The following is a 22,071-nucleotide window of genomic DNA, read 5'->3' as shown; positions in this document are numbered from 1 at the left end:
CCTACAGCGTGCCGAACAGTTCGATCCAGTTGCCATCGGGATCGGCGATGAACATCCATCCCATGCCCGGCACCGGCTCGAACTCCGTGAGCTGTTCCACCACCTCGTAGGGCGAGTCGGCGAACGTCTTCGAAAGTCCGGTCAGGTCCTTCACGCCGATCGTGAAATACCGGACACCGGCCGCCGCGCGTCCGCCACCCGACGTCGCGGGCAGTGGCGGCGGCGTCGTGTACGTCACCAGCTTCAGCACGCTGCCACCCAGTGAGTAGCGCCGCTGCGAACCACCGGGAAACTCGATCTCACCCTGGAACTCGAGCTCCAGGAAACCCTCGTAGAACTCGACCATCGCCTCGAGATTCGTCGTGACCAGTCCGACCTCGATGCCCGGTGAGAGCAGATCCAGTTTCACGTGCGCCTCGCTTCTCGAGAAGTGTTCTCCCCCAGCAGGTCCGCTGGGGGCTGGTCCCAATGATCCATGTTGACGGCCGCTTCCAGCGGTCGCCGCCGGACCGCACCGTGGCGGCCCATGGGCCAGCCGACGACCACATGCCCGGCCATCATCCAACCCTCGGGCACGCCGACGGCTTCGCGCAGCAGCTCTTCGCCGCCGTAGGACGCCCAGCTCGTCAGGCAGGCGCCAAGACCCTGAGCACGGGCCGCCAAGAGGAAGTTCTGCATCGCAGGAAAGATCGAACCACCCAACAGCAGATCCGACGCCATTCGCAGGCGCTTCTGGGTGAATAGCACCGACGTGAACTCGCCTGCCCGGTCGTGCAGCTCGTAGGTCGCCCGGTTGTCGCGCGCCCGCCTGCTGTCATCATCCGCGTCCGGCCTGCTCATCTCGTAGGCCTGCTCAATCACTTCCAGCGCCCGCGCCGCTGCGGTCGCCACTACCGCGCGCTGCTCGGGCGACCTCAGCACGATGAACCGCCATGCCTGCGCGTTCGCACCCGACGGCGCCCAGGTCGCCGCCTGCAGGCAGCGGGCCAGGGTCGCGTTGTCCACGGGTTCGTCGGTGAAGCGCCGGATCGTCCTGGCGGTGGCCATCACTTCCCAGATGTCGCTGCTCGCTTCCGGCATGGGCACGAACCTAGTGCCCAATGCCATAACGATTCGGTCACTATCGAAATCACGATCAATTAAGGACGCCGCGTGAATTATGAGGAATTTCAAGATCTGTAAGGCGATCTGGTCGCCAGCTTATCGAATATCGACGAAATTGCGGCACAAATCACGTCGAGAAGATGTAACGCCGTCAGCCCTGGCAGAAGGCCTGACTAGAGCCCCTTCTGCCCAACTGTCGTTTCGCTACCGTGGATTCCGGGAACGAAATAGTCACCCGATCATTCGCAATTCGAAGGAAGAAAGGCACATGAAGTTTTCTAATCTCAACGCTCGAATCGTCGGCGCATGTGCAGCGGGCTCGCTGCTCGGGGGGCTGGCAGTCGCCACCATCGCCGCGCCGTCAGCCATGGCCGCTCCTGGCGGCTGCAGCGCCAGCGAGTTGTCGGGCACCGTCAGCTCCGCGACCGGTTCGGCCCAGGCGTACCTGGCCAGCCACCCCGGCGCGAACGCAGCGGTGACCACGGCGTTCAGCCAGCCACGCGACCAGGCCGCATCGACTCTGCGCACGTACTTCACCGCGAACCCGGGTGAGTACAACGATCTCCGCGGCATCTTGTCGCCGATCGGCGAGAAGCAGAGCCAGTGCAACGTTCCGGTGCTCTCACCGGAGCTCGCATCGGCCTACAGCCAGTTCATGGCGGGCTGACCGCGCCTGACCGAATAGCGATAACCCGTCGTCACAGCCGTGTTGTGGCGGCGGGTTACTCGCACCGCCCAGTAACGTTTTCGGGCCGCGCTTAGACTGACTTGATATGAGGCCGACGAGAACCGCCGCGCTCGCTGCGACGCTGCTCATCGCGGCCGGCGTTTCCGCTGGTCATGTGAGCGCGCAGCCCTCCTCGGAGGAGCCGGCACCCCCTACCAACCCGACCGAGCAGGCGCAGCCCGGCCCGGACGGACAGCCCACCGCGGAAGCCGCCCCGCCTGGTCCGAAGACCACCATCGACGGCGACGGCACCTACGCGGTCGGTAAGGACATAGTCCCCGGCAACTACGCCTCGGCAGGTCCGCTCCCCGGTGGCTCGGCTTGCTACTGGAAGCGTTCCAGCGGCGACGAGCTAGTCGACAATGCGCTCACCAAAAAGGCGCAGGTGGTGCAGATTTCCGCGGGCGACACCGCCTTCACCACCACCGCCTGCCAACCGTGGACATTGACCAACGCCCCCGTGCCGGCACAAGGCAGCGCGACACAAATACTCGGCGATCTCGGCAAGCTCATCCTGACCAATCCGTCGGGCCCGCCGCCGTCCCGATCGGCTCCCGCGGCCGAAGGTCCGGCGGACGAAGCGCCGGCGGCCGAAACTCCAGCGGCCGAAACTCCGACCGAACACATACCGTCGACGGGCACAGCGCCCGGACCGGGGTGACCGAAGACGGCCGAATCCGCGTACCCGCGGATCTAGACGCCGTCACCGCCATCGGCGACGAGGACCACTCAGAAGTCGATCCGGCGTCCATCGAGCGGATCTGGGCGGCGGCACGCCACTGGTACCAGGCCGGCATGCACCCCGCGATTCAACTGTGCCTGCGGCACAACGGACGAATCGTCCTGAACCGCGCGATCGGTCACGGCTGGGGCAACGGGCCGACCGAGGCGCCTGACACCGACAAGATTCCCGTCACAACGGATACACCGTTCTGCGCGTACTCGGCAGCCAAAGCCATGACGACGACCGTCGTGCACATGCTCGTCGAACGCGGTGAATTCGCGCTCGACGACCGCGTCTGCGACTACCTGCCGACCTACACCAGCCACGGCAAGGACCGCACCACCATCCGGCATGTGATGACCCACAGCGCAGGTGTTCCGATCTACCGCGGACCACGCGTGGACCTCAAGCGCATCGACGACAGCGAGTACACCCGCGAACAGCTCGGTGAGCTGAAGCCGCTGCACCGTCCCGGACTCGTGCACATCTACCACGGGCTGACGTGGGGACCGCTGATCCGCGAGATCGTCTCGGCGGCCACCGGCAGGAACATCCGCGAGATTCTCGCCACCGAGATTCTTGATCCGCTGGGCTTCCGCTGGACAAATTACGGCGTTGCGCCCCAAGATGTTCCGCTGGTCGCGCCCAGCTATGCCACCGGCAAACCGTTGCCCGCTCCGATGCAGAAGGTCTTCCAACTGGCGACCGGTGGACCGCTACACAAGATCGTCCCGTTCTCCAACTCGGAGCGGTATCTCACGAGCGTGCTGCCGTCGTCCAACACCGTGTCGACGGCCGACGAGCTGTCGCGGTTTGCTGAGATCCTGCGCCGGGGCGGTGAACTCGACGGCGTACGGGTGCTGAAGCCGGAAACCCTGAAGGCGGCGACGACGGAGTGCAGACGGCTGCGCCCCGACGTCGCGACCGGGCTGGTGCCTGCGCGCTGGGGTACGGGATACATGTTGGGCTCCAACAGGTTCGGACCGTTCGGCCGCAACGCACCAGCCGCGTTCGGCAACCTCGGCCTGAGCAACATCGCGGTGTGGGCCGATCCCGAACGTGGACTGGCGGCCGGTCTGATCAGCAGCGGCAAGCCGGGTGCGCATCGCGAGGCCAAGCGCTATCCCGCGCTGATGGACCTCATTGCCGCCGAGATCCCGCGCGTCCGCTGATCAGACGCCGGGCTGGTTGTCCCGCACACCACGGTAGATCCCGCGCCGCACGATCAACGACATCAGGATCCGCTCGAACGACCACGCGGGGAACTTGAACGGCTTGCCGTTCGGCGCGAAGACCTCGAGGCCGTCGGACTGGATACCGAGAATCGAACCCCACCGCCTGCTCGCCGGACGGAACGACTTGAGTGGGCGATCGGCGAACTCGGCCATGATGTTTCGCGCGAGGAGTCCATCGGCGCGGTTACGTGCCGAGCTGCGCAGTGGATCGGTCGCAGCGACGTCGCCGATCGCGAACACACCGCGGTGATCGGGCACCCGGAGTTCGGGCGTGACGCGAACGAACCCCTGCTCGTCGAGGATTTCCGCGGGCAGCCAATCCGTGTTGGGCTTCACGCGCCCGATCGCCCACAGCACGGCGTCGGCGGATGCGGCGGGCTGCCCGGTGCTGAATTCGACTGGCGCACTGGTGATGTCGTCGCACTCAAATCCGTCGGGGATCACCGCGCGGTGACCGGAATGCAGCTGCACTCCGGCCTCGACGAGTCGCTTGCGCACCTGCTCCCACGCCCGGTCGTGGTGGTGTTCAATTGCGCGTTCACCTGGGAAATACAGCGAGACCCTCTTGCCCGGCCACGTTCTGGCGATGTTGTAAGCACTGCTCACCGCGGCCGCGCCACCGCCGATAACGATCACCGAGTCGACGGCTGCGAAGCGGTCGTGCGCGGAGCGCAGCCCGCCCACGATCTCGTCGGCCGACTGCAGATCAGGCTTGCGCCAGAAGCCGTTCGTGACCCCCGTCGAGATCACCAGCGCGTCATACGGTTCGACGGCGGCAATGCCGTCGGGTCCGGCCAGGAACACCTTCTTCGCTTCGAGATCCACCCCGGTCAGCGTCCCCTGGACGGTGCGCACCCGGTCGAGGCCGCGGAACCTGTCGAACGGAATCCAGTTGTGCCTGGCCCAGTCCCCCGGCTTGGCCAGTCGCCAGCCCAGCTCCTGCCCACTGACAAGGCCCGGCTTGGCCGAGATACCGACGACCTCGGCGTGCTTGGCAAGTTTGATCGCGGTCAGCACACCGCTGTCGCCGAGCCCGGCGATGACCACGCGTCGCATTCGGACACCATAGCCGGGCTAGGTATCTCCAGGGCAAGACCGCGTCAGCGGAGCTTTTCGCCGTAGACGCGCTCGACGGTCATCGTCATCAGCACCCGGCGATCGGACACCATCACCGACCGGTATTCGTCCCAGTCCGGATGCTCGCCGGCGGCGCTGCGGTAGTAGTCGACGAGCGCCTCGACCTCGGGGCCGTGCGGATCCGCACCCGGTCCGATCAGCGTCACCGGCCCCTCGGCGGTGGCCCAGGTCCAGCCGTCGGAGCTCGTCACCTCGATCGCGGCACGCGGATCCCGGCGCAGATTCGCGGTCTTGGCGCGGCCCTCGGTCATCGACACGTGGATGACGTCGGCGTCGCGGTCGTAGAACGGTGTCACCGGGGACAGTTGCGGTAGGCCGTTGGCCTTGATGGTGGCCAGCACTCCCAGCCGGCTCTCGGCGAGCAGTGTTCGGGGGTCAAAGGTCATGTGTTGGGCAACCCGTTGCGGCGCAGCGACTATTCCGACCGCGCGTCGATGCGGACGCGGTACATCTTCGGCCAGTACTTGCCCGTGATCAGGTACTCGTCGCCGTCGATGTGCGCAATGCCGTTCAGCACCTTTTGGCTGTTGCGGCCCGCGGCGTTGGCCACTTCGCTCGCATCCAGGACGGTGTTCACCTGGCCGGTGGCCGGGTCGATCCGCACGATCGTGTCCGACATCCAGATGTTGGCCCACACCTGACCGTCCACGCACTCCAGCTCGTTGAGGCTTTTCACCGGATTGCCGTCGCGTGTGACCGCAACCGAACCCGTTTCGGCGAAGGTTTCCGGGTCGTGGAAGAACAGCCGGTCGGAACCGTCACTGCGAACGAGGCGATCCCCGTCGGCGCACAGCCCCCAGCCCTCGCCGTTCACCGGCACCTCGCGCAGCGGCGTCAGGGTGTTCTTGTCCCACTCGACGGCCACCTTGTTCTGCCAAGTGAGTTCCCAGATCCGATCGCCGACGACGGTGATGCCCTCGCCGTAGTAGTTGTTGGGCGCCGCGGTAGCGCGGAGGACAGCTCCGGTTTCGGGGTCGAGCTCGCGCACCTGCGAGGCCCCCGCGACACCGGTGCCCTCGTAGAGCTTGGGACCGTCGAACTCCAAGCCCTGGGTCCACGCCGTCGCGTCGTGCGGCATCTCCGCCAGCACCTCGGGCTTGATCGTAGGTACCGTCTCGGTGGTCGTCTCGCCGCCGCATCCGGCGACCAGCGCGATGACCGCCGCCGCGCATGTGACCGCACGCCGGCCGCGCCTCCGGTCACTGTTGCCCATACGACCCATAGATACCCGTTCTCACGGCGTGATGGCGTCGATCGCCCGGTAGATCCGTTTCTCGCTCACCGGTCGGGGGGTGCCGAGCTGCTGTGCCCACAGGCTGACCCGCAGTTCCTCGATCTGCCGCGCGATGTCGCGGATATCGTCGGCGCCCGCCCGCGTGGGTGACAGCGCGCCGACGAGGTCGTCCAGCGCTTCCTGGACGTCGTGCACCCGCTGCATCCGCTCGCGGTCGGCGCCGACGGCGTGCGGCAGCCGGTCCAGTCGCCGGTTGATGGCAGTCAGGTAGCGGGTGAGGTCGATGAGCCGGCCGGCCCCGGTGGCGGTGACGAAGCCCTTTGGCATGAGCCTGGCGAGCTGATCGCGGATGTCGGCGATCGCGTCGGCCTGCGTCGGTGGCGGAGCGGCAGGCAGCGCGAGGTCGACGTCATGGGCCGCGGCGAGCACCTTCTCGACCTGGCCGAGGATCGCTTGCGTAGTGGGCACCAGTTGCTCAGCGACGCGATCACGCAGCGCGTAGAACTCGCCGCGGGTCCACACCGGTGCCGGCGCGAGCCGGTCGGTCGCCGCGTCGGCGCAGTCATCGAGCAGCGCGGCCAGTGACCCGTCGGGGTTGGCTCCCAAAACCAGCCGGGTGCGTGGTTCTAGTTGTCGCTCAAGGGTCTTTGCCGGTGACGGTATGGCCAGACGCAACAGTCGCCGGATGCCGGGCACCATCGCGGCCGCCTGCTCCGCCGCGGTCGGGAACACCCGCACATCGACCGTGTCGCCCGCGTCGACCAGCGCCGGGAAGCCACGCACGGCGTGGCCGCCGCTGGCGCGTTCGACCGTGGGGGGCAGCTCATCGAGGTCGTCGGGCCACGTGCGCAGACCCGTTCGTTCCAGCTCGCCCGCAACGACTTCGGCGACGGCACGCCGGATGGGGGCAGCGAGCTGCGTCTGCAGTGCCTCGAGGTCCTTACCCCGCGCGACCTCCTTGCCCTCGGCCTCGACCGCGAACGTGACCCGTAAATGCGCGGGCAGCTTGGCGAGGTCGAAGGCGTTGATCGGGACGAGTACGCGGGTCAGCCGGTGCAGTTCACGCTGGAGGGCTTGCAGTATCGGTTCGCCGTCGGGTGCGATCGAAGCGAGCACGGCCCGCGCAGTGTCCGGTGCGGGAACGAAGTTGCGGCGCAGATCCTTTGGCAGCGACTTGATCAACGCGGTGACGAGCTCCTCGCGTAGAGCCGGCACTTGCCAACTGAATTCGTCGCCGCCGAGGCGGGCCAGCACCTCGACGGGCACGTGGACGGTCACACCGTCGTCCTCGGCACCGGGTTCGAATCGGTACGTCAGCGGCAGCGACAGCTCCTCGGCCTGCCAGGTGTCCGGCTGGTCGGCGGCCGGATCGTCCTTATGCAGCAGATCGTCGCGCGTCAGCGTGAGCAGGTCGGGGGTCTTGTGCCGCTGCTTCTTCCACCAGGCATCGAAGTGCTTGGCCGACACCGCCGTTGGTGGGACACGGGCGTCGTAGAACGCCCAGATCTCGTCGTCGCCGACCAGGAGGTCGCGCCTGCGCGCCTTCTCCTCGAGTTCCTCCAATTCCTCACGAAGCCGGACGTTGTCACGGAAGAAGTGGTGGCGCGTCTGCCAGTCGCCCTCGACGAGCGCATGCCGGATGAACAATTTACGTGCAATCTCGGGCTCCACCGTCGCATAGCCGACCCGACGGCGCGGCACCAACGGCAGCCCGAAAAGCGTGACACGTTCGTAGGCCATCACCGCACCACGCTGCGCGTCCCAGTGCGGCTCGCTGTAGGTGCGTGCGACGAGTTCGCCCGCGATGCGCTCGACAGTCTCCGGCTGAATGCGCGCGGCGATGCGCCCGTACAGCCTGCTGGTCTCGACGAGGTCGGCGACGACGATCCACCGCGGTGGCCGCTTCGTCAGCACCGAGCCGGGGGCGAGGACGAACTTCACGTTACGCGCCCCCTGGAAATCGCGGGACTCGCCTTCGCGCAGGCCGATATGTGACAGTAGGCCGGCCAGCAACGCGGCGTGCACGCGCGCCGGATCGGCAGGATCGCGATCGTCGGACTCTCGAATCCCGAGGTCGCGGGCGATGCTGCGCAGCTGTCCCGTGAGGTCCTGCCATTCGCGAATGCGGAGGTAGTGCAGAAACTCTTCGCGGCACATCCGTCGAAACGCGTTGCCCGACCGCTCCTTTCGCTGCTCGCCCAGATAGCGCCACAGGTTCAGGAACGAGACGAAGTCTGAGCTCTCGTCGGCGAACCTCGCGTGCTTCTGGCGGGCGGCTTCCTCACGGTCGGCCGGACGCTCGCGCGGATCGGGGATCGACAGCGCGGCGGCGAGCACGAGAATCTCGCGTACGCAGCCCTCTTCGTCAGCCTGCAGGATCATCCGGCCCAACCGCGGGTCGACGGGCAGCTGCGCGAGACGCCGGCCGATATCAGTGATCGCACCGTGGGCGTCGAACGCGCCGAGTTCCTGCAGCAACACGACGCCGTCGCGGATGCTGCGCCGCTCGGGCGGGTCCAGAAACGGAAACGTCTCGATATCACCGAGATTCAGCGCCGCCATCTGCAGGATGACCGCCGCGAGATTGGTCCGCAGGATCTCCGGATCCGTGTACCGGGGCCGCGATTCAAAGTCCTCTTCGGAGTACAACCGGATGCACACACCCGGCGCGGTGCGGCCCGACCGGCCCGCGCGCTGCGCCGCCGACGCCTGTGAGATCGGTTCGATCGGCAATCGCTGCACCTTGGTCCTGCGGCTGTAGCGCGAGATACGTGCGGTACCCGGGTCGACGACGTAGCGGATGCCTGGCACCGTCAACGACGTCTCGGCGACGTTGGTGGCCAACACGATTCGTCGCCCGCTCTGGCTGCGCTGAAAGACCCGCTGCTGTTCGGCGGTGGGCAGGCGCGCATACAAAGGCAGCACCTCGGTGTTCTTGAGATGACGTAACGCCTCTGCGGTGTCACGGATCTCGCGCTCACCCGACAGGAACACCAGCACATCGCCGGGCGGCTCGGCCTCTAGCTCCTGGACCGCGTCGACGATCGCCTCCGTCTGATCGCGCACGTCGGCGGAGCCGGCAATTGAAGCCGGAGCGGTGCGCACCACCTCGTGGTCGGGATCGTCCGGATCATCGGAATCATCGGCTACCACCGGCACTTCCAGCGGCCGGTAACGGATCTCGACCGGATACGTCCGCCCCGACACCTCGACGATCGGCGCGCCCGAGAAGTGCGCCGCGAAGCGTTCGGGCTCGATCGTCGCGGACGTGACGATCAACTTGAGGTCGGGCCGTCGCGGCAACAGCTCACGTAGATATCCGAGTAGGAAGTCGATATTGAGGCTGCGCTCGTGCGCCTCGTCGAGGATCAGCGTGTCGTAGCGCAGCAGGCGACGATCGCGCTGGATCTCGGCGAGCAAGATGCCGTCGGTCATCAGCTTCACCAGGGTGCGGTCGCTGGCCTGATCGGTGAACCGCACGGTGTAGCCGACCGCTTCGCCCAGCGGGGTGCCCAACTCGTCGGCGATGCGCTGGCCGACTGTGCGCGCGGCGAGGCGACGCGGCTGAGTGTGGCCGATCGTGCCGCGAATACCCCGGCCCAGTTCGAGGCAGATCTTCGGCAACTGCGTCGTCTTACCCGAGCCCGTCTCGCCGGCGACGATGGCGACCTGATGGTCCGTGATGGCCTTGGCGATCTCGTCGCGGCGCTCGCTGACCGGAAGGTCGGGATAGGTGATCGTCGGCACCGCCGCCAGGCGGGTCGCGATCAGACCTTCACCTGCCGCGATCTGCTCGGCGATCGGCCGCAGCTTGTCCGGCGCGGGGCTGCGAAGGTTCTTCAGCCGTCGGCCCAGGCGCGCCGCATCGCGGATCGTCAGGCCGTCGAGGCGCTGGCGAAGCTCAGCGGCTGACAGCTCGGACACGCGTCAGGGCTTGTCGGGCGACCAGTAGGCAAGCATCTCGGCGAATGTCTGAAACGCCGGGACGGAGACCCCGTAGGTCGCCTCGAGGTGAATGCTGATCGGGAAGCCGAGCTCGCCGACCCCGTCGACCACCCGCTTGTACAGGTCGACCATCAGCAGGCGCTTCTCCGACGGCTCGGCGGCGGCCAGCTGCTTGACGAACTCCTGCTCGGCGTCGACGGCGGCGTTGCCCGGGTCCTGGATCAGCCAGTTGATGAGGCCGACGTTGGTTTCCACCTTCGGCACGAAGCCGAACGACAGCAGGACCTCGGGCCGGTGCTCGGTCTCCTTCGCGAAGTGGCGGAGGAATCCGACGATCGCATCGGAGTACAGCAGCTGCGTCATGCCGTACGTGGCGCCCTGGTCGCACTTGAAGTTGAAACGGCCGTATTCGCCCTCGCGGGTCGGGATCAGGATGACGCCGCGGTTGGGCACGAGGTCGTCGTAGATCGACAGGGCATCCGTCGGCGCAACGCCGGAACCCTCACCGTCGCTCATCGTGCGCGGCACGCCGACGAATGCGATGCCGTCGAATCCCGCGGAACTCAAGTTGGTCAGCCGCTGGCGTAGCGCCGCTTTGTCCAGGAAGGCGGTGACCTGGGTGCACAGGCCGTTCATTCCGGGCAGCTCGGGCCTGATCTCATTCCAGAAGTCGAGGACGTCCATCTTCGGCTTCATCTCTATCGGCCGGTCGTCGTCCTCTTCGATCATCCCGGGGATCATGACGTGGCGGATCCGGCCCGCCAGCCCGGTCTCCGCGGCGCACCGCAGCACCTTCTGCGCTTCTTCCAGCGCACGCTCGTGACCATGCTCGACGTTCGGCGCGACGAGCTCGAGCGCGATGGTGTTGAGCGTCACCGAACTGCTCCCCTGATCGAATCTGAACGTCCCTCGGCGTGCCGGGTCCACGATGACACACGCGCATTTGCCGGGGACCTCACCCTACAGACCGGGCCTGTGACCGTCCGTAGGCTGGGTGACGTGCCCATCGCCCTGGCCGACGGATTCGCCCGCGAGTTGCCTGAGCTGGCCGTGCGTTGGCAGGCCGAAGCTGCGCCCGAACCCCGCTTAGTCGTCCTCAACGAGCCCCTGGCCAGCCAGCTCGGCATCGACGTCGACTGGCTGCGCGGGCCAGAGGGGGTGCGCTTTCTCACCGGCAACCTGGTCCCCGACGGCGCCGTCCCGGTCGCCCAGGCCTACTCCGGACACCAGTTCGGTGGCTACGTTCCCCGCCTCGGCGACGGCCGCGCACTGTTGCTGGGCGAACTCGCCGCGCTCGACGGCGGCGACCGCGACCTGCACCTCAAAGGCTCGGGAAGGACGCCGTTCGCCCGGGGCGGAGACGGTCTCGCGGCAGTCGGACCGATGCTTCGCGAATACATCATCAGCGAGGGCATGTACGCGCTCGGCATCCCGACCACGCGGTCGCTTGCCGTGGTCGCGACGGGCCGCCCGGTGCAACGCGAAACGTCGCTGCCGGGCGCGGTGCTTGCCCGCATCGCGAGCAGTCACCTGCGCGTCGGCACCTTCCAGTACGTGGCGGCCAGCGGTGACGAAAACCTGCTGCGACGGCTGGCCGATTACGCCATTGCCCGCCACTACCCGGATGCGGCCGACGCCGACAATCCCTACCTCGCGCTGTTCGGTGCCGTGGGTTCCGCGCAGGCGGCGCTGATCGTGCAATGGATGCTCGTCGGGTTCGTGCACGGGGTGATGAACACAGACAACATGACGATTTCCGGCGAGACCATCGACTACGGGCCGTGCGCGTTCATGGAGGCCTACGACCCGGAGGCGGTGTTCAGCTCGATCGACTCGTGGGGCCGCTACGCCTACGGGAATCAGCCGTCGATCGCCGGCTGGAACCTTGCCCGCTTCGCCGAGACGCTGCTTGTCCTGATCGACCCCGATCAGGACCGCGCGGTGGAACTCGCCCAGGAAAGCCTGTCCGGTTTCGGCGAGCAGCTGCAGTCCGCGCTGAGGTCGGGGATGCGGGCCAAGCTCGGACTCTCTGACGATGTCGCCGAAGACGTCGCGACTCCGTTGATGAACGACGGCCTCGGGCTGCTCGCCGAAAGCCACGTCGACTTCACCTCGTTCTTCCGTAACCTCGGCCGGGCCGCGCGCGGCGACGCCGAACCAGCGCGCGGCATGTTCATGAACCTCGCCGGGTTCGACGAGTGGCTGACGCGTTGGCGTGCGCTGACCCCGGACGCGGACGCCATGGACCGCGTCAACCCCGTCTACATTCCGCGCAATCACCTGGTCGAGGAGGCGCTGACAGCGGCGACCGGTGGCGACCTCGATCCGCTTCAACGGCTGCTGGACGCGGTGAGTGCGCCGTATGACGAACGTGCCGGGCTCGAGCGCTATACCGAACCGGCACCCGAGGACTTCGGTAAGTACCGCACGTTCTGCGGCACATGACCTACGCGATATCGGGTTCGAGCGCCGCGACATCGCTGCCAACGGAAGCCAGGTGCGCCAGCGCGAACCGAAGTCGCTTCCGGCCGCGCGCCACTCTCGACATGACAGTTCCGATCGGCACATCCATCAACACCGCGGTTTCGGCGTAGGTGTAGTCCAGGACGTCGGCGTAGTAGATCGCCGTGCGGGACCCTTCGGGCAGAGTCGCCAGGGCCGACTTGATTTCGTTGTCCGGCAACGCATCCAGGAACTCCACTTCGGCCGACTGCGGGGCGTCAGCGAGCGTCCGGACCCCGCCCCACACCTGCACCTCGGTGACGTCGTCGATGCAGACCTCGGCCGGCCGACGCTGCTTCGAGCGGTAGCCGCTGACCCAGCGGTTGTGGAGAATCCGAAACAGCCACGCCTTGACGTTGGTGCCGCCCGCGAAGGTGTGGAACCCCGCGTATGCGTGCATCAAGGCATCCTGCAGCAGGTCCTCGGCGTCAGCGTCAGATCGGGTCAGTCGCCGCGCGCCCCTGGCCAGCATGTCGTGCAGCGGCTCGACTTCGCTGGTGAAGCGTGCAGCGCGGTCGGCCTCGGACTCAGGTGTAGCGGTGACTACCTTCATGGTGACCCTCCAGGTGCTCGGCTTGACTCTTGGTAATGAGCCTTGTCGGCGGGACTCCGTAGCGGACCCTTGCAAACCCGTAGTCGGCGGCTTCGTAGTCCGTAGTGCGGGTATCCGTAGCGCGGACCTACCCCGCCACCGCGGCAGGTACGTTGCGGAAGCTGATCGCCATCCGGTTGTAGGCGTTCATCATGCTGATCGCGATCGTGAGGTCCACCAGTTCCTTGTCGCCGAAGTGCGCCGAGACGGCCTCGTAGTCACTGTCGGGGACACCCGTGGTCGACACCCGGGTTACGGTCTCGGCCCAGGCAAGGGCGGCCTTCTCGCGGGCGTCGAACAGCTGTCCTGCCTCGTGCCACACCGGAATCAAGGCAATCTTCTCGTTCGACACCCCGAGTTCGCGTAGCTCCCGGGTGTGCATGTCGATGCAGTAGGCGCAGCCGTTGATCAGCGACACCCGCAGGTTCACCGCGGTGAGTAGCTCCGGAGCAATCCCCGACTGACTGATGTAAGCATGTGTGCCCGCAAGCACTTTCACGCCACGGGGAGCAACCTCTGCGTAGTTGATTCGTTGAGTCATACATCCAGCCTGGCAAGCCGGGCGCTAAATCGAACCCCGGAAAACCCGTAGTCGTCCGGCTGGTTCTTGAGCGGCGCCCTACCCCTCGATGAACGTCACCGTCTCGTCCAGCGACGCTCGGCCGTTGTCGACGAAGGCGACCGACGGGTCCTCGTACCCGATCGACATACCGCAGAACAGCATGAGATCCGGCGGCGGCGAGGTCACCGCGTCGACCGACTTGCGCACCTGCGACCACGCCATCTGCGGGCAGCTGTGCAGCCCTTCGGCGCGCAGCAACAGCATCACGGTCTGCAGATACATGCCGAGATCGGACCATTGCGGCATGCCGAGATCGCGGTCGATGTAGCAGAACAACGCGACCGGGGCGCCGAAGCACTCCCAGTTCCCGATCGCGGCCCGCGTCCGCGCTTCCCAGTCGTCGCGCGCGACGCCGAGTGCGGTGTAGCGGTCTCGACCGAACGCCGCGCGACGGTCGCCGTACGGAGACTTCATGTCGGACGGGTACATCACGTACTCGCGCTCGTCCCACGGGTCACCGGCGGCCACCCGCTCGGTGGCGACCTTCTTGAGCTGCGCCAGCGGTTCGCCGGTGACGATGTAGATGTTCCACGGCTGGATGTTCGATCCGGACGGCGACCGTGCCGCCGCGGACAGCACACGTTCGATCACTTCCCGCTCGACGGGCTGGTCGGTGAAACCGCGCACCGCCCGTCGAGTCCTGACCGCCTCGTACACGTCCATCGCTACGCCTTGGCGGCCGCGTCGAGGATCCACTCCTCGAGGCGGGTGTCGAACAGCGTGGCGCCGTCAGCGGGGACCAGTGTGCGCTCCTGGAGCGCGATGCCCCAATAGCGTGCTTCGGGGTCGGCGACGACCGTGCGGCTCTCACCGCGCGCGGTCAGCGAGGTGCTGATCGCGTCGGACAGCCGAACGGCCTCTGGGCCACCGATTTCGACGATGCCATTCACCGGCGCATTGACCGCGCTGATAGCAACGCCTTCGGCGACGTCGGCGCCGGCCATCGGCTGGAACAGGGCGGTCGACACGCGCACGATGTCACCTTCGGTGGCGGAGTCGGCGAGGGTCTTGATGAACTCGAAGAACTGGGTTGCGCGGACGATCGTGAACGGGATCGGTCCTTCGCTGATCAGTTTCTCCTGCAACAGCTTTCCCTGAAAGTATCCGCTCTCCGGGGCAAGCCGGTCGGTGCCCACCACCGACAGCGCGACGTGATGCCCTACTCCGGCGGCCTTCTCGGCGTTGAGCAGGTTGGTGGTCGCCGTGCGGAAGAACTCCACCGCTGCGTCGTCGAGCGTCGGTGAGTTCGATACGTCGACGACGACGTCAGCGCCCACGAGGACCTCTGCCAGCCCCTCGCCGGTGAAAGTGTTCACGCCGGTCGACGGGGCGGCGGCCACGGCGTCGTGGCCGTGTTCGTCCAGGGTGTGCACCAGCTTGGACCCGACGAAGCCGGTACCTCCGATGACGACGATTCTCATGATGCGCCTTCCTATCGATCATCCTGTTCGATCCTGTCGTCAGGTATGACCGGGAAGGCGTGAATTCTGTGACAGCCGGGCTCAGCGCACGAGCGGCGCCAGGTGAGTCCTGGCGTAGGCGGCCACCGCGGCGTCGTCGGTGACGTCGAGCACCGGCGTGCTGACCTGAACCAGCGACACGGCCAGCCGGATATGCAGTTCGCACACGGCGAGTAGCTCGTCGTCCGGCATCGTCGCGCCCGCCGAGCGCAGCGCCTTGGCCATCGACGCGGACGCACTGCTCAGGAAGATTCTGGCTTCGTCGTACATTCCCGTCACCGCGGTGAAGTCGCCATCCAACTGCAGAAACCTGCGCATCACCGGTTCGCCGGTGAGCAGCCGAACGCCTTCGCGGAACGCCGCAACCGCGGCGTCGGCGGGTCCGTTGTCGATCCCGACCGTCTGCAGGCGCGCCATCGCGAAATCGAAGGTCTGCCTGCCCAGTTCGGTGACCAGCGACTCCCTGCTGGGGAAGCGACGGTACAGGGTGCTGCGGCTGACGCCCGCCTGCCGCGCGACGACCTCCATGCTCAGCCGGCCGACACCGACGAGCGCCACCTCCTCGGCGGCGGCCTTCAGTATCGCGGCCTCCTGCTGGGTGGGGCTGGCGTTGGTGCGGCGCATCCAGTCAGCCTAGTTCAGCGGACGGGGCAGCCGGCCGGCGGCGCGAACGAATCGAGCGCGACCGATCGATGCACGTGCACCAGCTTCTCGTATTCGATTCGATTGCGCGCCAACGGGATCAGCAGCAGCTTGTCGGGGAGCACCCGCCACGCCAGCTGCAGCACTCGGGTATACAACGTGAACTCGAGGTCATGGCGCGACTCCCACCGGAACCCGGTCAGCTCGCGGATCCCCGGGTGCAGGATGCCGAAGGAACACACCTTGAGCACATGGCCCGCGACCGGTCGCAGCACCAGCCATGGCGGCGTCAGGAGCTTGCGCAACGGCGCGGGAAGCACCAAGGTCGGCAGCGGTAGCCGGGTCAGATCGATGGTGACCTTCTGCAGAAATGCGTTGGCCTGCAGTTCATCCCGTACCATCGACTCGTAGTAGTCCTCGGCCTCGGCATAGGTTGCCGGCAGCTTCGAGTTCTTGCCCGGCAACTCGAGCGCCGAGAAGGCTTCTAGCAGTTGCGCGTAGGCCAGTTCACGTTCGGCGTCCGACAGCACGATCCCGGTACACGGCGTGAAGGAGTTGAGCACCACGAACATTCCGCTGACCGCGATCCAGTTCCACAGTTTTGGATCGAGCGCGCTGTATCGCACGTCGGCGAAGTCCCCGGTGCCTTTACCGCGGACCTCGCGGTGCATCTTCTTGAGCCGATCGGCCTCGGCGACCTTGTCTTCTGCGTCACCCCAAATGGCAAGCAGGGCCGAGAACCCGCTGCGCACACCGCGATCGGCAAAGTTGGCGGCGAAGCGACCGGTCTTGTCGACCGCGGCCGCGACCGGAACGAGGGCGACCTCGTCGAACGCGGCCGCGCCGAAGAAGCCCCCGAGGGTGCTGCCGCTGTGTTTACGGAATTCGACCAGAACTTTCGGCCGTACGGATCCGGTGTCGTGTGTCGAGGGAATCTCGGCAGCTGCGGTCATCACACCCTCCGATGCATCGGTTGACACAAAGACTAGCTATTTGTGTCAACATGTCAATGGCCTCCGCTAGGGCCCGCCCTCCAGCGTCAGCACCGTGATGTCCGGCGGTGCGCCGATCCGGACTGGCGGACCCCAGAATCCGGCACCGCGGGTGACGTACAGCTGGGTGTCATCCACGGTCGACAGGCCCGCCAACGACGGCTGCACCATGTCGACGAGGTAGTGAAACGGCCACATCTGCCCGCCGTGCGTATGACCGGACAGTTGCAGATCGACCCCGCGGGCGGCAGCTTCGGACACCATGACCGGTTGGTGGGCGAGCAGGATCGTCGGACGCGAATCGTCGACCCCCGCGAGGGCGCGGTCGAAGTCGGGCGGGTCGTCGCGTTCCTCACCCGCGAGGTCGTTGACGCCGGCAAGGTCGAAAGCGGCCCCGCCACGCCGGATTACGGTGTTCTCGTTGCGCAGGGACTGGACGCCGAGCCGCTCCAACTCGTTCAGCCATTCGGCCCTGTCCTCGACGAAGTACTCGTGGTTGCCGGTGACGAAGTACGTCCCCTCCGGGGCAGCCAGATCCTGAAACGGTGCGGCCGCGGGCCCGAGTTCGGAGACGGTGCCGTCCACCAGGTCGCCGACTATCGCCACCAGGTCCGGTTCCGCGGCGTTGATGATCTCAACGATGCGCTCGATGTGCGACCGCCCCGCCAGCGGACCGAGATGGATATCGGCCACCACGGCGATGCGGAACCCCCGAAAAACCGGATCGAGGCGACGCAGGCCCACCGGAACCTGCAGTAGGTCAGGCGGTCCGAGCGCGGTGGCGGTGCCGACGCCGACCAGGCCCACTGACGCCGCCCCCGCCGCGACCGCACTGGCCCGCGCGATGAACATCCGGCGGTTCAGCGCGTGTGGATCGGGCTCGGGTGCTTCGGGTGTCTTGGGCGCCTTGGGTTGCCGCTTGACCCAGCCGTACAGCGCCAGCCGCATCGGCTCGAGGACGAGCAGCGTCAGGAACAGGTAGGCGACCACGCCGAACCAGAGGTAGCCCGGCCACGCGTACCAGCCGGACTTGGAGACGCTGGTGAACCGCGGGACGACGAGCGCCGCGACCAGCAGCACCGCGAGACCGATGAGCACGGCCGTCAGGATCCATCGGGTGCGGCCCGGCCGCGTGGTGTCCTTGACGAGCCGCTTCCACACGTAGACGTTCATGAGCGCCAGGACCGCGCTGAGCACCACGATGAACATTGCCGCCAGCTTATGCACATGTCAGTCGAATCTATGGATCGTGCAAGGAAACAGCCCCACCTAGCGGTGCGCTCTTCCCCGACGACGGCGGCCTGCCGATGCTGTGCTCACGTACTGCAAGGGAGGCAAACCATGGACACCGGAGTCCTAGCCACCGCTGTCGCGATCGCCGCACTTGTGGCACTGATGTGGTTCCGACGCGCTCACCGCAGGGCGCAGGAGACCCCGGAGGAACGCTACCGCCGCGAAGTGGCGGCACTCACACCTCGAACGCGGCCACTGCCGAGTTCCGTCGGCACCGACGAGCTTTGGTCGGCAGGCTCCGCATCCCAACCGTCACGAGCCAAGAAGGCCGGCGCCACGTTCATGGCCGGGCTGATCGGCAGCGGTTGCGGGGGCTGCGGCGGCTGCGGGTGCGGGGGTTAGCCATGAAGCGCAGAGTCGCTGCCGAATTCGGTCGGTCATATGCCGCTGTTGCCGAACTCGAGGTTCCCCCAGCCGTTTTCAAGACGTGCCCGTGGCAGCCCCGCGATCTCATCGAGACCGGATTGCGGCAATGGCTACGCTGCTGCGCGGCGGCTCTGCGCGACGGACGGGTGATCGGAATGCCGTCGCATGCCGTCGACGAGGCCTGGCACGGATTGATCCTGTGCACGATGCGTTATCAGGACTTCTGCGAGACGGCCTACGGGCAGTTCATGCACCATCACCCGACAGCTGGCGCGCCCACGCACATCGAGGCGGCCGCTGATCCGATGGAAGAACAGCTGCGCAGGACGGTCATCGCGTGGTCACTCGTCGCGAACTCGGGCGAAGAGTGCGTGTTGTGGGATCTCGACAAGCGTGTCGGAGTCGAGAAGCCGTGGGGTCTAGACGGAGTCCGCATCGCGGAGATCGAGGCCGCGGTCGACGCGCTCGTCGCCTGCCCCTAGAAAGCAAGAACGGAAGGGGCCGTGCCCTTCCACCTTCAACGTATAACGCACACGGGGGCTTGCGGCAAGGCCCCGGTCATCCCTCACAATCGTCCCCTGACGATCTTTGGGGGCATGTGACTACGCAGGACTACGACAACGAGCTGCGCTCCGAGCAGACCTACGTCGACGGGCTGTACGCGCGGCTGGACGCCGAACGCGCGCGGGTGAAGGGCAAATACGGCGACGCACTCGGGGCCCCGGTGGACCGGATGGACGGCGGCACGCTCGTGGCGCGCGATGTCGAGGTGCGGGCGCTGGCCAAACAGGCCGCGCGTCTCGACGTGGCCGATGGGGGCCTGTGCTTCGGCCGGCTCGACAGCGTCACCGGCGAGCGTTCGTACATCGGCCGCATCGGGATCCTCGACGAGGACAACGAGTACGAACCGCTGCTGCTCGACTGGCGGGCACCCGCGGCCCGCGCGTTCTACGTCGCCACCGCCGCGACCCCGGAGGACATGCGCCTGCGCCGCCAGTTCCATACCCGCGGACGGCGGATCGTCGACTTCACCGACGAGATTCTCGGCCGTCCGACCGGCGACGAACGCGGGGACGCGGCTCTACTCGCCGCGGTCAACGCACCCCGCGGCGAGGGCATGCGCGACATCGTCGCGACCATCCAGGCCGAGCAGGACGAGGTCATCCGCCACGACCATCCGGGCGTGTTGGTGATCGAGGGCGGACCCGGCACCGGGAAGACGGTGGTGGCCCTGCACCGCGTCGCCTATCTGCTCTACACACAGCGCAAGCGCATGGAACGCCACGGGGTCCTCGTCATCGGCCCGAACCCGGCGTTCCTCGACCACATCGGCCGAGTGCTCCCGTCGCTGGGTGAGACCGACGTCGTGTTCATGACCGTCGGCGATCTCGTGCCCGGACTGCGCGTCACGGCCGAGGAGGCCGACGAGGTCGCGCGGGTCAAGGGCTCGCTCGACGTGCTCGACGTGCTGGCGGCCGCCGTCGCGGATCGGCAACGGCTGCCGACGGATCCGCTGCCGATCGAACTGTCGGACGTCACGGTGCGCATCGACGCCGAGACCGCGGAGTGGGCCCGTGAGGAAGCTCGGACCAGCGGCCGGCCGCACAACGAGGCCCGCGAGGTGTTCACCGAGATCATCACCTACGTCCTCACCGAGCGCGCGATCGCGCGGATCGGTAAGGGCTGGCTGACGCGCGATGACCGCGACGCGTGGGAACAGCTGCGCACCAACCTGATCGACGAACTCGCCGACAACGCCGCGTTCGCTCGAGCGCTCGACGATCTCTGGCCGAAGCTCACACCGGAGACCCTGCTGACCGAGCTGTACTCGTCGCGCGAACGCCTACGCGCCGCGAAGGCCGACGACGTGCTCTACCGTGCCAACGGCGACTCCTGGACCGTCTCGGATGTGCCGCTGCTCGACGAACTCGTCGACCTGCTGGGCCGAGACAAAACTGCTGACGACCGTGCCGCGCGGGAACGCAACGCCGAAGCGGCATACGCCGCCGGAGTGCTCGATCTGCTCGTCAGCCGCGAGGACCTGATGGACGACGAGGACCATCTGCTCGCACAGGATCTGATCTACGCCGAGGACCTGGCCGAACGCTTCATCGAGCGCGACACCCGGGAACTCACTGAACGCGCTGCCGCAGACCGGGATTGGACCTACGGACACGTGGTGGTCGACGAGGCGCAGGAACTGTCTGCGATGGATTGGCGGGTGCTGATGCGCCGCTGTCCGAACCGGTCCTTCACGGTGGTCGGTGATCTGGCCCAGCGCCGGTCGGCCGCCGGGGCGACCGCATGGGACACGATGCTGGAACCGTATGTGCCGGGTCGGTGGGTCTACCGGTCACTGTCGGTGAATTACCGCACGCCTGTCGAGATCATGAGCGTCGCCGCTGCTCTGCTGGCGGAGTTCGCGCCCGACATCCGACCGCCGGATTCGGTGCGCGCGTGCGGGGTGCTGCCGTGGGCGCGACGGGTCACCGATGACGAATTATCCGACGCCATCGCCGAATTCGTCGAGGACGAAGCCCAGCGGGAGGGCACCAGCGTCGTGATCGGACCGCCGGACGTGCCCGGTGCGGTGCTGCCGTCTGAGACCAAGGGGCTGGAGTTCGATGCCGTGCTGGTGGTCGACCCGGACCGGATCCTCGCCGCGGGACCGCGCGGCGCGGCGGAGCTGTACGTCGCGCTGACCCGCGCCACCCAACGTCTCGGGGTGCTGCACCGTGATTCCCTGCCGGCGGCGCTGAGGGGGCTCGCCTGACGCTACTTCCAGGCGAAAACGGGTTGTTCGAGTTCGTCGACCGGATCGTGGCGGCCCTCCAGGCACAGCCATCGCAGCTGCAGCAGGACCGCACCGGTCGGTGCGTGGATCAGGTCGTTGCCCAGCGGTATCTGCACGACGGACCGCGGGCTCTCGGGGATGGTGACGAATCGCGGCGAATCGTCGCGCTGCAGTTGATGCAGGCCGACCCGGTAGACGGCCTCCACCTCGTCGGGTGCGGGGCGCAGGTCGAGCCGGCCGCCACCCCAGATGACCACCGGGGTGATCACGTAGCCGGACCGCGTCGGGTAGTCGTCGAGCAGACCCAGCACCGAGGACTCCGGCAGCGTGACGCCGACCTCCTCGTCCAGTTCACGCAGTGCCGCGTCGACGGCGTCTTCACCCGGGTCCAGCCGGCCACCGGGTAGGGCCCACTGCGCCGAGTGTGACTTCAGCCGCGACGTCCTGCGGCACAGCAGAAAAGCGGCACCGCCGGAGACGTCGATCATGCGGCCGTCGAGGCCTTCCGGCATCAGCCGGCCGTCAATCCAGTCGTCGACGTTCGCGGGGTCGACCCGATCCTCGCCGACTTCGGAGTCGACCAGGACCACGGCGACAGCGGCGTGCCGCTTGGTCGGGTCGGTCACGGCACGGCGGTCGTGCCCGGCAAGCTGAGCTCGAACCTGTTCTCTGAGTCCGTCGTCATAGGTGACCGTCACCGCT

The 22,071-nt window shown here is 67.0% G+C and carries 22 protein-coding genes; 7 read left to right on the top strand and 15 right to left on the bottom strand.

The window, feature by feature from the left end; all coding sequences use genetic code 11:
- Position 1: 1 nt before the first annotated feature.
- Complete coding sequence (locus ACIA48_RS02625) at positions 2 to 409, bottom strand: VOC family protein (RefSeq protein WP_396727336.1); 408 nt, start codon at positions 407 to 409, stop codon at positions 2 to 4.
- Positions 406 to 1,080 (bottom strand): nitroreductase family protein, encoded by a 675-nt coding sequence (locus ACIA48_RS02620; RefSeq protein ID WP_396727334.1) that lies wholly within the window; start codon positions 1,078 to 1,080, stop codon positions 406 to 408. Before ACIA48_RS02620 ends, ACIA48_RS02625 begins: the two co-directional genes overlap by 4 nt.
- Positions 1,081 to 1,372: 292 nt before the next feature.
- Here ACIA48_RS02620 and ACIA48_RS02615 point away from each other — a divergent pair, with 292 nt between their 5' ends.
- From ACIA48_RS02615 to lipE, 3 genes are all read left to right on the top strand, one after another.
- Entirely contained in the window at positions 1,373 to 1,771 is a 399-nt protein-coding gene (locus tag ACIA48_RS02615; protein ID WP_396727333.1) for a heme-binding protein, read from the top strand.
- Between the two features lie 106 nt (positions 1,772 to 1,877).
- Positions 1,878 to 2,492: a hypothetical protein gene (locus tag ACIA48_RS02610; RefSeq protein ID WP_396727331.1), complete on the top strand. Its 615-nt coding sequence runs from the start codon at positions 1,878 to 1,880 to the stop codon at positions 2,490 to 2,492.
- Entirely contained in the window at positions 2,489 to 3,727 is a 1,239-nt protein-coding gene (gene lipE / locus ACIA48_RS02605) for a lipase LipE (RefSeq protein WP_396727329.1), read from the top strand. Before ACIA48_RS02610 ends, lipE begins: the two co-directional genes overlap by 4 nt.
- Here the strand turns inward: lipE and ACIA48_RS02600 are convergent, their stop codons facing one another.
- From ACIA48_RS02600 to ACIA48_RS02580, 5 genes are read right to left on the bottom strand one after another with little or no spacing between them, the layout of a single operon-like run.
- Complete coding sequence (locus ACIA48_RS02600) at positions 3,728 to 4,846, bottom strand: FAD-dependent oxidoreductase (protein ID WP_396727327.1); 1,119 nt, start codon at positions 4,844 to 4,846, stop codon at positions 3,728 to 3,730. It lies immediately after the preceding gene.
- A gap of 44 nt (positions 4,847 to 4,890) precedes the next feature.
- Positions 4,891 to 5,313: a PPOX class F420-dependent oxidoreductase gene (locus tag ACIA48_RS02595; protein ID WP_396727325.1), complete on the bottom strand. Its 423-nt coding sequence runs from the start codon at positions 5,311 to 5,313 to the stop codon at positions 4,891 to 4,893.
- 29 nt (positions 5,314 to 5,342) lie between these two features.
- Positions 5,343 to 6,140 carry a glutaminyl-peptide cyclotransferase gene (locus ACIA48_RS02590; RefSeq protein ID WP_396727323.1) on the bottom strand — a complete coding sequence of 266 codons (798 nt, stop codon included), beginning with the start codon at positions 6,138 to 6,140 and terminating at the stop codon, positions 5,343 to 5,345.
- Between the two features lie 21 nt (positions 6,141 to 6,161).
- Positions 6,162 to 10,085: an ATP-dependent RNA helicase HrpA gene (gene hrpA, locus ACIA48_RS02585; RefSeq protein WP_396727321.1), complete on the bottom strand. Its 3,924-nt coding sequence runs from the start codon at positions 10,083 to 10,085 to the stop codon at positions 6,162 to 6,164.
- A gap of 3 nt (positions 10,086 to 10,088) precedes the next feature.
- Entirely contained in the window at positions 10,089 to 10,982 is an 894-nt protein-coding gene (locus ACIA48_RS02580) for a mycobacterial-type methylenetetrahydrofolate reductase (protein WP_396727319.1), read from the bottom strand.
- Between the two features lie 114 nt (positions 10,983 to 11,096).
- On the opposite strand from ACIA48_RS02580, the gene ACIA48_RS02575 reads away from it, so the two are divergent.
- Positions 11,097 to 12,551 (top strand): YdiU family protein, encoded by a 1,455-nt coding sequence (locus ACIA48_RS02575; protein WP_396728457.1) that lies wholly within the window; start codon positions 11,097 to 11,099, stop codon positions 12,549 to 12,551.
- Between the two features lies 1 nt (position 12,552).
- On the opposite strand, the gene ACIA48_RS02570 is transcribed toward ACIA48_RS02575, so the two are convergent.
- From ACIA48_RS02570 to ACIA48_RS02540, 7 genes are all read right to left on the bottom strand, one after another.
- Positions 12,553 to 13,161: a sigma-70 family RNA polymerase sigma factor gene (locus ACIA48_RS02570; protein ID WP_396727317.1), complete on the bottom strand. Its 609-nt coding sequence runs from the start codon at positions 13,159 to 13,161 to the stop codon at positions 12,553 to 12,555.
- Between the two features lie 127 nt (positions 13,162 to 13,288).
- On the bottom strand, positions 13,289 to 13,741 hold the full coding sequence (locus ACIA48_RS02565) for a carboxymuconolactone decarboxylase family protein (protein WP_396727315.1): 453 nt from the start codon (positions 13,739 to 13,741) through the stop codon (positions 13,289 to 13,291).
- 78 nt (positions 13,742 to 13,819) lie between these two features.
- A complete protein-coding gene (locus ACIA48_RS02560; protein ID WP_396727313.1) occupies positions 13,820 to 14,485 on the bottom strand; it encodes a nitroreductase in 666 nt (221 codons plus the stop codon).
- 2 nt (positions 14,486 to 14,487) lie between these two features.
- Positions 14,488 to 15,243, bottom strand: a complete 756-nt coding sequence (locus ACIA48_RS02555) for an SDR family oxidoreductase (protein ID WP_396727311.1) — start codon at positions 15,241 to 15,243, stop codon at positions 14,488 to 14,490.
- A gap of 81 nt (positions 15,244 to 15,324) precedes the next feature.
- A complete protein-coding gene (locus tag ACIA48_RS02550) occupies positions 15,325 to 15,906 on the bottom strand; it encodes a TetR/AcrR family transcriptional regulator (RefSeq protein ID WP_396727309.1) in 582 nt (193 codons plus the stop codon).
- A 14-nt stretch (positions 15,907 to 15,920) separates the two neighbouring features.
- Positions 15,921 to 16,877, bottom strand: a complete 957-nt coding sequence (locus tag ACIA48_RS02545; protein ID WP_396727307.1) for an oxygenase MpaB family protein — start codon at positions 16,875 to 16,877, stop codon at positions 15,921 to 15,923.
- A gap of 66 nt (positions 16,878 to 16,943) precedes the next feature.
- Entirely contained in the window at positions 16,944 to 18,125 is a 1,182-nt protein-coding gene (locus ACIA48_RS02540) for a metallophosphoesterase (protein WP_396727306.1), read from the bottom strand.
- A gap of 132 nt (positions 18,126 to 18,257) precedes the next feature.
- Here ACIA48_RS02540 and ACIA48_RS02535 point away from each other — a divergent pair, with 132 nt between their 5' ends.
- From ACIA48_RS02535 to helR, 3 genes are all read left to right on the top strand, one after another.
- Positions 18,258 to 18,551 (top strand): hypothetical protein, encoded by a 294-nt coding sequence (locus tag ACIA48_RS02535; protein ID WP_396727304.1) that lies wholly within the window; start codon positions 18,258 to 18,260, stop codon positions 18,549 to 18,551.
- A gap of 2 nt (positions 18,552 to 18,553) precedes the next feature.
- A complete protein-coding gene (locus ACIA48_RS02530) occupies positions 18,554 to 19,057 on the top strand; it encodes a hypothetical protein (RefSeq protein ID WP_396727302.1) in 504 nt (167 codons plus the stop codon).
- Positions 19,058 to 19,173: 116 nt separating this feature from the next.
- Positions 19,174 to 21,348, top strand: coding sequence for an RNA polymerase recycling motor ATPase HelR (helR, locus tag ACIA48_RS02525; protein WP_396727300.1), 2,175 nt, complete (start codon positions 19,174 to 19,176; stop codon positions 21,346 to 21,348).
- 2 nt (positions 21,349 to 21,350) lie between these two features.
- Here helR and ACIA48_RS02520 read toward each other — a convergent pair whose 3' ends face one another.
- On the bottom strand, positions 21,351 to 22,067 hold the full coding sequence (locus ACIA48_RS02520; RefSeq protein WP_396727298.1) for an NUDIX hydrolase: 717 nt from the start codon (positions 22,065 to 22,067) through the stop codon (positions 21,351 to 21,353).
- Positions 22,068 to 22,071 lie beyond the last annotated feature (4 nt).

The organism is Mycobacterium sp. NPDC051804 (assembly GCF_044452905.1).
Taxonomy (GTDB): domain Bacteria; phylum Actinomycetota; class Actinomycetes; order Mycobacteriales; family Mycobacteriaceae; genus Mycobacterium.
This window is presented reverse-complemented; position numbering and strand designations above follow the sequence as displayed.